The sequence below is a fragment of the Serratia sp. N21D137 genome (assembly GCF_047530005.1).
Taxonomy (GTDB): domain Bacteria; phylum Pseudomonadota; class Gammaproteobacteria; order Enterobacterales; family Enterobacteriaceae; genus Chania; species Chania fonticola_B.
Window position 1 is genome coordinate 42641 of the sequence record NZ_JBLJAJ010000017.1, and the last position, 13428, is coordinate 56068.

A 13428-nucleotide genomic window follows, 5' to 3' on the forward strand; every position below is an offset into this window, starting at 1 on the left:
AATCTGTTTTTAGGGGGGCCTTGTGCCCCCCGATTTGTCTGGAGGGTTTCCAAATGGCAAAAGAATTCAGCCGCGGTCAACGCGTGGCACAAGAAATGCAAAAAGAGATTGCGATGATCTTGCAGCGTGAAGTCAAAGATCCGCGTGTCGGCATGGCTACCGTTTCAGGTGTTGAAGTGTCTCGCGATCTGGCTTACGCCAAAGTTTACGTCACCTTCCTGAACGTGCTGACCGAAAACCACGATCCGGATCTGGTGACCAACGGCATTAAAGCGTTGCAGGATGCCTCTGGCTATATCCGTACGCTGCTGGGCAAAGCGATGCGCCTGCGCGTAGTGCCGGAACTGACCTTCTCCTACGACAACTCACTGGTTGAAGGCATGCGTATGTCCAACCTGGTGACCAACGTAGTGAAGAACGATGCCGAACGTCGCAATGCATCAGGCGATGAAGAGGAGGCTTAATGAGTCGCCCTCGCCGTCGCGGCCGTGACATTCACGGTGTACTGCTGCTGGACAAACCGCAGGGCCTGTCGTCTAACGATGCCCTGCAAAAAGTAAAGCGTATCTATAATGCCAACCGCGCGGGCCATACTGGCGCGCTCGATCCACTGGCGACCGGTATGCTGCCAATCTGTCTGGGTGAGGCCACCAAATTCTCCCAATATCTGCTCGATTCCGACAAGCGTTACCGCGTGATTGCCCGTTTGGGCCAGCGCACGGACACCTCGGATGCCGATGGTCAGATCGTGCAGGAGCGCCCGGTAAACTTCACCCAAGCGCAGCTCGATACCGCGCTGGACACCTTCAGGGGTAACATCCAGCAGGTGCCTTCGATGTATTCCGCACTGAAATACCAGGGCAAAAAGCTGTATGAGTATGCTCGCCAGGGTATCGAAGTCCCGCGTGAAGCACGCAGCATAACCGTGTATGAGTTGCAGTTTATCCGCTGGGAAGGGGATGAGCTTGAGCTGGAAATTCACTGCTCAAAAGGCACCTACATCCGCACTATCACGGATGACCTCGGTGAGTTGCTGGGCTGTGGCGCACACGTGATTTATCTGCGCCGCCTGCAAGTGGCGAAGTATCCGATCGCCCGTATGGTCACGCTGGAACAGCTGAACGCGTTAGTGGAGCAGGCACAGGAGCAGAGTATCGCGCCGAGCGAACTGCTCGATCCGTTGCTGATGCCGATGGATAGCCCGGCCGAAGACTTCCCTGAGGTGAACCTGCTGCCAGCGGTAGCGGGTTACGTCAAACAGGGGCAGCCGGTGCAGGCCGCAGGGGCCCCGGCCTCGGGTCTGGTGCGCATTACCGAAGGCGAAGAACGTAAATTTATCGGCATTGGCGAGATTGCCGATGATGGCCGAGTCGCACCGCGCCGCCTGGTTGTCGAATATTTCGACTGACCTGCCCGCCTTGCGATCGCCCTGCGCTAAGAGTAGAATGGCGCAGCTTATGCATTGGGTTGCTGAATTAGAGATCGGCGCCTGTATTTATTATCTATAATTTTGGAGTATGACAATGTCTCTAAGTGTTGAAGCTAAAGCTAAAATCGTAGCTGACTTCGGTCGTGGTACTAACGACAGCGGTTCTACCGAAGTTCAGGTTGCCCTGTTGACTGCGCAGATCAACCATCTGCAAGGCCACTTCTCAGAGCACAAAAAAGATCACCACAGCCGTCGTGGTCTGCTGCGTATGGTTTCTCAGCGTCGTAAGCTGCTGGACTACCTGAAGCGTAAAGATGTAGCACGTTACACCAGCCTGATCGAGCGTCTGGGTCTGCGTCGCTAATTGAGCAAGTTTCAGGAGAAAGGGGCCAAATGTGGCCCCTTTCTTCTAGGAAGCATAAGCAAATCAGGTTAATGTATTACTGAGGATCTTCCGTTACAGAGGTTCGCGCGGCTAATGAGAGGCTTTATCTCATGAGAGATAAGGATTGTCATTAGTCGCGAGGATGTAGTGAGAAGGTCAGTGAACCACAGGCGTGTCGAGTCGAAGAACGATTGCGCGCCCCCAATTAAGGATTAAATTTTGCTGACTCCGATTATTCGCAAATTCCAGTATGGCCAACACACCGTGACGCTTGAGACCGGTATGATGGCACGTCAAGCCACTGCCGCCGTGATGGTGAGCATGGATGACACTGCAGTATTCGTCACCGTAGTAGGCCAGAAGAAAGCCAAACCAGGCCAGAGCTTCTTCCCTCTGACCGTGAACTATCAGGAGCGTACCTACGCTGCTGGCCGTATCCCGGGTAGCTTCTTCCGTCGTGAAGGCCGTCCGAGCGAAGGCGAAACCCTGACTTCCCGTCTGATCGACCGTCCGATCCGCCCACTGTTCCCAGATAGCTTCCTGAACGAAGTGCAAGTGATCGCTACCGTGGTTTCCGTGAACCCACAGGTGAACCCAGACATCGTAGCGATGATCGGTGCCTCTGCTGCCCTGAGCCTGTCCGGTATTCCGTTCAATGGCCCAATCGGTGCTGCACGCGTGGGTTACATCAACGATCAGTACGTACTGAACCCAACTACCGATGAGCTGAAAGAAAGCCGTCTGGACCTGGTGGTTGCCGGTACCGCTGGTGCAGTACTGATGGTGGAATCCGAAGCTGACGTGCTGAGCGAAGATCAGATGCTGGGCGCAGTCGTGTTTGGCCATGACCAACAGCAAATCGTTATCGAAAACATTAACGCTCTGGTTGCCGAAGCTGGCAAGCCGAAGTGGGATTGGCAGGCACCTGCAGTTAACGAAGCGCTGCATGCGCGCGTAGCTGAGCTGGCTGAAAGCCGTCTGGGCGATGCTTACCACATCACCGAAAAACAAGAGCGTTACGCTCAGGTTGATGCGATCAAAGACAGCGTAGTGGAAACTCTGCTGGCGCAAGACGAAACTCTGGACGCGTCTGAAATTCAGGACATCCTCGGCACCGTTGAGAAAAACGTCGTACGTAGCCGTGTGCTGCGTGGCGAGCCGCGTATCGATGGCCGTGAGAAAGACATGATCCGTGGTCTGGACGTGCGCACTGGCGTTCTGCCACGTACCCACGGTTCCGCACTGTTCACCCGTGGTGAAACTCAGGCGCTGGTTACCGCCACTCTGGGTACCGCGCGTGACGCACAGAACATCGACGAGCTGATGGGCGAGAAAACCGACAGCTTCCTGTTCCACTACAACTTCCCTCCGTACTCTGTTGGTGAAACCGGCATGGTAGGTTCACCGAAGCGTCGTGAAATCGGCCATGGTCGTCTGGCAAAACGTGGCGTTTTAGCTATGATGCCTAAACCAGAAGATTTCCCGTACACCGTACGTGTGGTGTCTGAAATCACAGAATCCAACGGTTCTTCTTCAATGGCTTCCGTTTGTGGTGCTTCTCTGGCACTGATGGACGCAGGTGTGCCAATCAAGGCCGCCGTTGCGGGTATCGCAATGGGCCTGGTGAAAGAAGAAGAAAACTTTGTCGTACTGTCAGATATTCTGGGTGACGAAGATCACCTGGGCGACATGGACTTCAAAGTGGCCGGTAGCCGCGAGGGTATCACCGCGCTGCAGATGGACATTAAAATTGAAGGTATCACCCGCGAAATCATGCAGGTGGCTCTGAACCAGGCCAAGGGTGCGCGTCTGCACATTCTGGGCGTGATGGAACAGGCTATCAGCACGCCGCGTGGCGATATCTCTGAGTTCGCACCGCGTATTCACACCATCAAGATCAATCCAGACAAGATCAAAGATGTGATCGGTAAAGGTGGCTCAGTCATCCGTGCGTTGACCGAAGAAACTGGCACCACCATCGAAATTGAAGATGACGGTACAGTGAAGATTGCTGCAACCGACGGCGACAAAGCGAAGTTCGCTATCCGCCGCATCGAAGAGATCACCGCTGAGATCGAAGTTGGCCGTGTGTATCAGGGTAAAGTGACCCGTATCGTTGATTTTGGTGCCTTCGTGGCCATCGGCGGCGGTAAAGAAGGCCTGGTGCACATCTCTCAAATCGCCGACAAGCGCGTTGAGAAAGTGACCGACTATCTGCAGATGGGTCAGGAAGTACCGGTTAAGGTAATGGAAGTTGATCGCCAGGGCCGTGTGCGTCTGAGCATCAAAGAAGCTACAGCGCCAGAATCCGCTGCGGCTCCTGCACCAGAAGCAGAATAACTGTATCAGCAGTTTTACAGCTCCCTGCCGTTAGGGTTGGGGGCTGTCCTTATCGCGTGGGTAGGATACTCGCGTATTAGCAAGCGGAGGACAGGACGTTCATCCAATGTTTGTCTTCGGGAGTGGGAAATGAAGCCTTTCTTGCGCTGGTGTTACGTTGCGACAGCACTATTGCTGGCAGGATGCAGCAACCATGATTGGCGTAAAGACGAAGTTCTGGCTATTCCGTTGCAGCCTACGCTGCAGCAGGAAGTGATCCTGGCGCGCATGGAACAAATCCTTGCCAGCCGGGCATTAACGGACGATGAGCGAGCACAGCTTTTATATGAGCGCGGTGTGCTGTATGATAGCCTTGGTTTACGTGCTCTAGCGCGCAATGATTTTTCACAAGCGCTAGCGATACGTCCTGATATGCCAGAAGTTTTCAACTACCTGGGCATTTACTTAACGCAGGCAGGCAATTTTGATGCTGCCTATGAAGCGTTTGATTCTGTACTAGAGCTTGATCCAACTTACAATTACGCGCGTTTAAACCGGGGCATCGCACTGTATTATGGCGGCCGCTTCCCGTTGGCGCAGGATGATCTGCAGGCGTTTTATCAAGACGACCCAAACGATCCCTTCCGTTCGCTGTGGCTTTATCTGGTGGAGAGAGAAATCGATCCCAAGATGGCTACCGTATCGCTCCAGCAGCGTTATGACAAATCGGACAGAGGGCAATGGGGATGGAATATTGTCGAATTCTACCTGGGCAAAATCAGCGAAAAAACGCTGATGGAACGCCTCAAGGCAGATGCAACGGATAACACTTCGCTCGCTGAGCATCTCAGTGAAACTGACTTCTATTTAGGTAAGCACTACCTAAGTCTGGGGGACAAGGACACCGCTTCGGCGCTGTTCAAACTGACGGTGGCTAACAACGTTCATAACTTTGTTGAGCACCGCTATGCATTGTTGGAATTGGCGCTGTTGGGCCAAGAACAAGACGACCTATCGGAATCGGACCAGCAATAGCTGACGGACACTTATCAGCCTGATTTACATTGGTTTTTTGACCAAAGTAATCGCCTTGACGGGCGAGGGCTTTTTTGTCTGTTTTATAATCTAATTTGAGCCGGTTCACACTTTTCAATGAAAATGACTGAAAATTTTCTCGACGAGTTATGTAGACTGGCTGCCATTATTAATGAGGCACGTGTACATGACTACTGAGCTTGAAACCTCTTTTGCTGACCTGGGGCTGTCTGCTCCGATCATTGCTGCCCTGACCGATCTGGGCTACGAAAAACCATCACCGATCCAGGCTGAGTGTATTCCTCACCTGTTGAACGGTCGCGACGTGCTGGGCATGGCGCAGACCGGTAGTGGTAAAACTGCGGCGTTCTCGCTGCCCCTGCTGCACAACCTCGATGCAGCCCTGAAAGCACCACAAATCCTGGTACTGGCTCCAACCCGCGAACTGGCGGTTCAGGTAGCTGAAGCCATGACCGATTTCTCCAAGCACATGCATGGCGTTAACGTGGTGGCCCTGTACGGTGGCCAACGTTATGACGTGCAGCTGCGCGCTCTGCGCCAGGGCCCGCAAATCGTAGTAGGGACCCCAGGCCGTCTGCTGGATCACCTGAAACGTGGCACCCTGAACCTTTCTGGCCTGAAAGGCCTGGTTCTGGACGAAGCCGACGAAATGCTGCGCATGGGCTTTATCGAAGACGTAGAAACCATCATGGCGGAGATCCCGGCTGAACATCAGACCGCGCTGTTCTCTGCGACCATGCCGGAAGCGATCCGTCGTATTACCCGTCGCTTCATGAAAGATCCACAGGAAGTGCGCATTCAGTCCAGCATCACTACTCGTCCAGACATCAGCCAGAGCTACTGGACCGTGCAGGGCATGCGTAAAAACGAAGCGCTGGTGCGTTTCCTGGAAGCGGAAGATTTTGACGCGGCGATCATCTTCGTACGTACCAAAAATGCGACCCTGGAAGTGGCTGAAGCGCTGGAGCGCAGCGGTTACAACAGCGCCGCACTGAACGGTGATATGAACCAGGCGCTGCGTGAGCAGACCCTGGAGCGTCTGAAAAGTGGCCGTCTGGATATTCTGATCGCCACCGACGTTGCCGCTCGTGGTCTGGACGTTGAGCGTATCAGTCTGGTAGTAAACTATGATATCCCTATGGATTCAGAGTCTTACGTTCACCGTATCGGCCGTACCGGTCGTGCGGGCCGTGCTGGTCGCGCACTGCTGTTCGTAGAAAACCGCGAACGCCGCCTGCTGCGTAACATCGAACGCACCATGAAGCTGACCATCCCTGAAGTCGAGCTGCCAAACGCAGATCTGCTGGGTGAGCGCCGCCTGGCCAAGTTTGCCGCTAAAGTTCAGCAGCAACTGGAAAGCAGCGATCTGGATATGTACCGTGCGCTGCTGGCTAAGCTGCAACCGGGTGAAGATCTGGATATGGAAACTCTGGCCGCTGCACTGCTGAAAATGGCGCAGGGCGAACGTCCTCTGATCCTGCCACCCGATCCAGTGTTCAAACCGCGTCAACGTCGTGAGTTCAACGACCGTGATGATCGCGGTGGCGAGCGTAGCAACGACCGTCGTCGTGATGCACGTCCAGACAGCCGTGATGGTGGCGCTGAGCGTCCACGTCGCGAACGCCGTGACGTGGGTGAAATGCAGCTGTACCGCATTGAAGTTGGCCGTGATGACGGCGTGGAAGTTCGTCATATCGTTGGCGCGATCGCTAACGAAGGTGACATCAGCAGCCGTTACATCGGTAACATCAAGCTGTTTGCTTCCCACTCCACCATCGAGCTGCCAAAAGGCATGCCGGGCGAGATCCTGAATCACTTCACTCGCACCCGCATTCTGAACAAGCCGATGAACATGCAACTGCTGGGCGACGCACAGCCGCATGAGCGTCGTGAGCGTCCTGCCGGTGGTAACGGTGGTGAGCGCCGTGGCGGTGCCCGTCCATTCAACGGCGAGCGTCGCGAAGGTGCACCAGCACCACGCCGTTCTTTCGGTGAGCGTCGTGAAGGCGGTAATGCTGCCGGTGGCGAACGCCGTGGCGGTAACTTCAACCGTGACAAGCCAGCACCACGCCGTGACGATGCAGCAGCTCCTGCCGCACCACGTCGCCGTTTCGGTGATGCATAACCGTTGATTTGACCGTATACGGTTAATCAGCTTAAGAAACCAGTCTTCGGACTGGTTTTTTTTTGCCTGGCATCTCAGTTAATACCGCTAAAGGGCGTATCATTCGCAAGGTTTATCTTACGGATGCACAGGAGCTGCCGTGAACTGGCAACAATTCAAATCTCAATACCTGGTGCGCTTTTGGGCGCCTTTACCGGCGGTGATCGCAGCCGGGATCCTCTCGACCTATTATTTCGGCATGACCGGCACCTTCTGGGCGGTCACCGGTGAATTTACCCGCTGGGGCGGCCATATCTTGCAGTGGTTGGGTTTCCACCCCGAGCAGTGGGGCTACTTTAAGGTGATCGGCCTACAGGGCACACCACTCGATCGTATCGATGGGCGCATGATAATCGGTATGTTTGCGGGTTGTATCGCCGCCGCGCTGTGGGCCAACAACATCAAATTACGTATGCCACAACACCGTATCCGCATTGCACAGGCGTTGCTGGGCGGCATTATTGCCGGTTTTGGCGCGCGTTTGGCGATGGGGTGTAACCTGGCGGCCTTCTTTACCGGTATTCCACAGTTCTCGCTGCATGCCTGGTTTTTTGCGCTGGCAACGGCGGCCGGTTCTTACTTCGGTGCCAAATTCACCTTGCTGCCGATGTTCCGTATTCCGGTCAAGCTGCAAAGAGTGAAAGCGGCCTCGCCGTTGACGCAAAAACCCGAGCAGGCACGCCGTCGTTTCCGTTTGGGGATGGTGATTTTCTGCCTTACGGTGGCCTGGTCATTATGGACGCTGTTTGATGCGCCGAAACTCGGCATTGCCATGCTGTTTGGTATCGGTTTTGGTCTGCTGATTGAACGGGCGCAGATCTGCTTTACCTCAGCGTTCCGCGATCTGTGGATCACTGGCCGTACGCATATGGCCAAAGCGATTATTATCGGCATGGCGGTCAGCGCCATCGGCATCTTCAGCTATGTGCAATTGGGCGTCTCGCCGAAGATCATGTGGGCAGGGCCCAATGCGGTACTGGGCGGCCTGCTGTTTGGCTTCGGTATTGTGCTGGCGGGCGGCTGCGAAACCGGCTGGATGTATCGTGCGGTAGAAGGCCAGGTCCATTACTGGTGGGTGGGGTTGGGCAACATTATCGGCGCCACGCTGTTAGCCTACTACTGGGACGATCTGGCGCCAGCCCTGGCGACCAACTACGACAAGATTAACCTGCTGGATACCTTCGGGCCGATCGGCGGCCTGCTGGTGACCTATCTGCTGCTGGCCATAGCCTTTGCCGCGATGCTGTGGTGGGAGAAACGCTTTTTCCGCGCCAAGCCAGATGCGCAGGTGGTGAATTTAAGGAGTGAAGCATGAAACAGACCGAGATCGTGCCGGATTACCGGTTGGATATGGTGGGAGAGCCTTGTCCTTATCCGGCGGTGGCTACGTTAGAGGCTATGCCGCAGCTGAAACCGGGCGAAATACTGGAAGTGATCAGCGACTGCCCGCAGTCAATCAATAATATTCCACTCGATGCCCGTAACCACGGCTACAAGGTGCTGGATATTCAGCAGGATGGGCCAACCATTCGTTACCTCATCCAGCGTTAATCGAACAAGGGCACCATTATGGTGCCCTTATCATTCATCCCTTCACTAAGTCGCCTTTCACCCCGGTAACAATCTCAAACGACCGTAAACGCGCCTGATGATCGAAAATCTGGCCGTTAACCATGATCTCATCCGCACCGGTTTCACGCAGCAGGCTTTGCAGGCCATGGCGGATGGTGATTTCGCTACCGACGATCGACATGCGCAGTGCCTGATCGACGCCATACTGCTCGCCTGCTGTCCACAGCGCGTGGATATTATCGACCGGCGGTGGCAGTGGGCCTGGTGAGCCACGGCGCAGGTTGATAAACTGCTGCTGCATGGAAGTGAACAGGAAACGGGCGTTTTGATCGCTGTCTGCGGCGACCACGTTGACACACACCATCGCGTGCGGCTGCTGGCACTGCTCAGACGGCGTAAAGTTCTCGCGGTACACATTCAGTGCCTGGAACAGCATATCTGGCGCAAAGTGCGAGGCGAAGGCAAACGGCAAGCCGAGCTGTGCCGCCAACTGCGCACTGTACAGGCTGGACCCCAACAGCCAGATTGGCACATGTAACCCTTGGCCCGGTACGGCCTGCACTGCTTGCCCCGGCTGTACTTCGCCAAAGTAATGTTGCAGTTCCTGCACGTCACGCGGGAAGTTATCTACCTCGCCAGAGAGGTGGCGACGCAGCGCCATCATGGTGCGTTGGTCGGTACCCGGTGCCCGGCCAAGCCCCAGATCGATACGCCCAGGATAGAGAGATTCCAAGGTGCCGAACTGTTCGGCGATCACCAGCGGCGCATGGTTTGGCAACATCACGCCACCTGAACCGAGGCGAATGCTCTGCGTACCGGAGGCTAAATAACCCAGTAATACCGATGTCGCGGCACTGCCGATGCCAGTCATATTGTGGTGTTCCGCTAGCCAGTAGCGCTGATAGCCCCACTTTTCGGCATGTTGCGCCAAATCCAGCGAGCAGTGAAACGCATCGCGTGCCTTGGCTCCCTGAGGGATCGGGGATAAATCCAGTACCGAAAGCGGTACCCGTGTGTGTTCAGTCATTTCATCGTCCATTGTGCTTATCAGGTTGATCGCTTAAAGGGCGATTGCAGGGATCTGCAACTAAAAAAGCGATTATGCTTTTTGTGTTAAAAGCATAATCGAAAATACGGTTATAAAAGGGGATATATGTGCTCGCAATATCCTTATGAGAATAATGGTTTTTTTACAGCTATGATGGTTTTTGTTTGCACGCTGATGTTCAAGGGGCTGAAGTAATGAAGAAGAAGACGCTGTTTACCCTGCTGCTGATGGGGATAGCTATCGCCATGGCGGTGCTATTTCGCGCGCATAATCAGGATTTGTTGTTGCAGGGCGAAGTGGATGCCCCCGAAGTGATCGTCGCTTCCAAAGCCAAGGGCCGGGTGATCGAGCGCCTGGTAGAGCGCGGGGACGATGTGAAAACCGGGCAATTGCTGCTGCGGCTGGAAAGCCCGGAACTGATGGCCCAGCTACGTTCGGCGCAGGCGTCAAAGGATGAGGCCCAAGCGCAGTTGGACCAATCGCTGCATGGCACCCGTGAAGAAAGCATCCGTAACCTGCGGGCCAATCTGGCACAGGCCGAGGCGCAATACCAGAATGCCCAACACGATTACGACCGTAACCTGAGCGTTGCCAGCAAGGGTTATGTATCCAAATCTGAATTGGACAGCTCACGCCGTGCGCGTGATACCGCCTATCAACAGGTGCAGGCCGCCAAAGCCAATTTGGACGAAGGCATCAATGGCGATCGCATTGAACTGCGGCAGAAATATGAAGCAGCCCTGCGGGCCTCCGAGCAAGACCTGCTAGAAATTCAGGCCCAGACCGACGATCTACTGGTTAAAGCTCCGGTTGATGGCGAAGTGGGGCCGATCCCGGCTGAAGTCGGTGAGCTGCTCAACGCCTCCAGCCCGTTGATGACGTTGATCCGCGTACCGGACGCCTATTTCGTGTTTAACCTGCGGGAAGATATTCTGGCGCATGTCCGCAAGGGGGATAAGGTCCAGTTGCGCGTCCCAGCGTTGAAAGACCAAACGATCGAGGCAGAAGTGCGCTATATCGCCCCGTTGGGGGATTACGCTACCAAGCGTGCCACGCGAGCCACCGGTGACTTTGATCTGAAAACCTTTGAAGTTCGTTTGTATCCGTCGCAGCCGATAGATGGCCTGCGCCCAGGGATGAGCACCTTATGGCAATGGAAAGAGTAAGGGCAGGTTGGCGCTGCTTCAGCCACGCGTTCAGCAACGAGTGCCGCATCGCTTTTCGCCGGCCGGTGGTGCACTGGCTGGGGTGGATCTTCCCGTTGATCCTGTTTGGCCTGATCAGCAGTAACTTCTCGGAAGGGACCTTGCTCGATCTGCCGGTCTCGGTGGTGGATAACGATCACAGCCCGCTATCCAAAAATCTGATCCGCAAGCTGGATGCGGGTTCTCATGCCCATGTGCAAGCCTATGACGGCGGTCTTGATGAGTCGTTGCGCCGTCTGCGTAGCGCGCAGGATTATGCTTTGCTGTCTATCCCGGCCGATTTTGAGGCGGACGCGCTGGCGGGCAATCAGCCGAGCGTGGTGCTGTATTACAACGCGCTGTTTTACGGTGCCGGGCTGTATTCTACTCAGGATTTCAGCGGCCTGATGGCCGAGGCCAACGCCAATTACCGCTCGATCATTGCCGGGGCCATGGGCAAGTCGCTGCCGCCGCTGGCGGATGTCACCCTCAACTACGGCAGCCTGTTCAATGCCAGTGGCAGCTATATCTATTATCAGCAGTTTGCCGCTACCATTCATATGCTGCAGCTGTTTGTGGTTACCTGCATGATTTACGTGATGGCGCGCAGCAAGTCCTTGCTGAAAGCCAAGCCCTTTAGCCTGGCCCTGCTGGGGAAACTGGCCCCTTACACCCTGTGCTTTACCACTTTGCTGATGGTTGAGATTGCTGCGTTGGTGGGCATTTTTGACGCTCGCGTCAGCGGCAACCCGCTGTTTATGCTGATGATTGGCTTCTTCTACGTGATGGCGGCACAAAGCATCGGCCTGTTGCTCTACACCTTTACCGGCAGCGCCATTACCGCCTACACCCTGATTGGCATGTTGGTGAGTATTGCACTGACTTTCTCTGGCATGGCAGTACCCGAGCTTTCCATGCCGCTACCCGCACGCATCATCTCCAATATCGAGCCTCTTACCCACGCGCTGTACGCCATGTTCGACGTCTTCCTGCGTCAGGTGCCCGCCAGCGCCATCCTCAGCGTATGTGCGCTGCTGATTGTCTACCCGTTGGTGACCGCACTGTTGGTGCGTAACCGGCTGCTGAAGCGGCTGGCAAAAGAGGAGACGGTGGGATGAAAAGCTATTGGCTCACCTTCCGCAAAGTATTGACGAGCATGTTGGAACGGCCGATGTGGCTAATGTTGATCCTGTCGTTGTGCATCATGAGCACGGTTTATGCCAACCGCACGGTGTGGGATCTACCGGTGGCAGTGATCGATCAGGATCACAGCACCGCCAGCCGCCAGCTTATCCGCCAGTTGGATGCCACCCCGAAGATCGCCATCCAAACTTACGACAGCTTGGACGAGGCAAAACGCGATCTGGGTTGGCGCAAACTGTTTGCAGTGATCATCATGCCGGTGGATCTGGAGAAGAAGATCCTCAATGGCAAAAACATTGAGATCCCGGTGTTCGGTGATGCCACCAACCGGCTGGCAAACGGCCAGATCCAGCAGGACGTGGTGGCTGCTTACCAGCAGTTGCTCGGCCAGTACAACACCTCACTGTTGATGCGAAGTGGGTTCAGCGAACGGCAGGCTCAGGTGATCATGATGCCGATCCAGAGCCAAACGCTGGACGTATTCAACCCCGGTATCAGTTTTGCGGCGATTATCTTCCCAGGGTTGTTAGTGATGTTATTGCAGCACTCGCTGTTGATTGCCTGCGTGCGCGTCAGCATTGTGTTGAAAGGAACGCCGGGCGGCAAGCCGTCGCTTCCTGTTTATCTGGGGGGGCTATCGGCCCTGTTGCCGATCTGGCTGTTCCTGTCGATTGTGTTATTTGTGCTGTGGCCCTGGGTTTTGGGCTATCGACAGACTGCGACGATCCCCGAGATCTTGCTGCTGACCTTCCCGTTCCTGCTAGCGGTGCTTGGGTTAGGCAAGCTGGTGACCGAATGCTTGCGCAGCGTGGAAATGATCTACCTGACGCTGTCGTTTATCACCACCCCGGTGTTTTACCTTTCTGGCACCATCTGGCCGCTGCAAGCGATGCCGCAGTGGGTCAGGGCGATTTCATCGATGATCCCCTCAACCTGGGCGACCAAAGCCATTGCTGGCGTGAATCAGATGGGGCTATCGCTGCGTGATGTCGGCGGGGACGTGGCCATGCTGCTGCTATTGGGGGCGATTTATACGCTGATTGGTATTGGCGTTGGAGCCGTGCGTAACCGCGTGGGGCTGCGCAATCTATTTCGTAAACGCTGAGTGTAGAGAGATTTTAACGTGCT

General features: G+C 55.3%; 13 protein-coding genes. 12 read left to right on the top strand and 1 reads right to left on the bottom strand.

What is annotated here, in order from left to right; translation table 11 throughout:
* The first annotated feature begins 53 nt into the window (after positions 1-53).
* The 9 genes from rbfA (at position 54) to yedF (ending at position 8904) form a co-directional block, all read left to right on the top strand.
* On the top strand, positions 54-464 hold the full coding sequence (gene rbfA, locus ACMV5H_RS14675) for a 30S ribosome-binding factor RbfA (RefSeq protein WP_021179053.1): 411 nt from the start codon (positions 54-56) through the stop codon (positions 462-464).
* A complete protein-coding gene (gene truB, locus ACMV5H_RS14680; RefSeq protein ID WP_021807515.1) occupies positions 464-1408 on the top strand; it encodes a tRNA pseudouridine(55) synthase TruB in 945 nt (314 codons plus the stop codon). Before rbfA ends, truB begins: the two co-directional genes overlap by 1 nt.
* Positions 1409-1523: 115 nt before the next feature.
* Positions 1524-1793: a 30S ribosomal protein S15 gene (gene rpsO / locus ACMV5H_RS14685; protein ID WP_010279698.1), complete on the top strand. Its 270-nt coding sequence runs from the start codon at positions 1524-1526 to the stop codon at positions 1791-1793.
* A 240-nt stretch (positions 1794-2033) separates the two neighbouring features.
* Positions 2034-4154, top strand: coding sequence for a polyribonucleotide nucleotidyltransferase (gene pnp, locus ACMV5H_RS14690; protein WP_021179055.1), 2121 nt, complete (start codon positions 2034-2036; stop codon positions 4152-4154).
* A 129-nt stretch (positions 4155-4283) separates the two neighbouring features.
* Entirely contained in the window at positions 4284-5168 is an 885-nt protein-coding gene (gene nlpI, locus ACMV5H_RS14695; protein WP_021179056.1) for a lipoprotein NlpI, read from the top strand.
* A gap of 123 nt (positions 5169-5291) precedes the next feature.
* Positions 5292-5366: a protein YrbN gene (gene yrbN / locus ACMV5H_RS14700; protein ID WP_223499600.1), complete on the top strand. Its 75-nt coding sequence runs from the start codon at positions 5292-5294 to the stop codon at positions 5364-5366.
* Positions 5356-7314, top strand: a complete 1959-nt coding sequence (locus tag ACMV5H_RS14705) for a DEAD/DEAH family ATP-dependent RNA helicase (protein ID WP_024483375.1) — start codon at positions 5356-5358, stop codon at positions 7312-7314. Before yrbN ends, ACMV5H_RS14705 begins: the two co-directional genes overlap by 11 nt.
* A 139-nt stretch (positions 7315-7453) precedes the next feature.
* Positions 7454-8668, top strand: coding sequence for a selenium metabolism membrane protein YedE/FdhT (yedE, locus tag ACMV5H_RS14710; protein WP_021807513.1), 1215 nt, complete (start codon positions 7454-7456; stop codon positions 8666-8668).
* Positions 8665-8904, top strand: coding sequence for a sulfurtransferase-like selenium metabolism protein YedF (yedF, locus tag ACMV5H_RS14715; RefSeq protein ID WP_021179059.1), 240 nt, complete (start codon positions 8665-8667; stop codon positions 8902-8904). The genes yedE and yedF overlap by 4 nt, the downstream gene beginning before the upstream one ends.
* Before the next feature lie 34 nt (positions 8905-8938).
* Here yedF and ACMV5H_RS14720 read toward each other — a convergent pair whose 3' ends face one another.
* Positions 8939-9964, bottom strand: a complete 1026-nt coding sequence (locus ACMV5H_RS14720) for a luciferase-like monooxygenase (RefSeq protein WP_414822029.1) — start codon at positions 9962-9964, stop codon at positions 8939-8941.
* Positions 9965-10167: 203 nt separating this feature from the next.
* On the opposite strand from ACMV5H_RS14720, the gene ACMV5H_RS14725 reads away from it, so the two are divergent.
* The 3 genes from ACMV5H_RS14725 to ACMV5H_RS14735 are packed head-to-tail and all read left to right on the top strand — an operon-like array spanning position 10168 to position 13405.
* Entirely contained in the window at positions 10168-11139 is a 972-nt protein-coding gene (locus ACMV5H_RS14725; RefSeq protein WP_094981882.1) for an HlyD family secretion protein, read from the top strand.
* Complete coding sequence (locus ACMV5H_RS14730; RefSeq protein ID WP_021807510.1) at positions 11121-12275, top strand: ABC transporter permease; 1155 nt, start codon at positions 11121-11123, stop codon at positions 12273-12275. Before ACMV5H_RS14725 ends, ACMV5H_RS14730 begins: the two co-directional genes overlap by 19 nt.
* The gene (locus tag ACMV5H_RS14735) at positions 12272-13405 is read left to right on the top strand and encodes an ABC transporter permease (protein WP_059199548.1); all 1134 of its coding nucleotides are present in this window, start codon (positions 12272-12274) and stop codon (positions 13403-13405) included. Before ACMV5H_RS14730 ends, ACMV5H_RS14735 begins: the two co-directional genes overlap by 4 nt.
* Positions 13406-13428 lie beyond the last annotated feature (23 nt).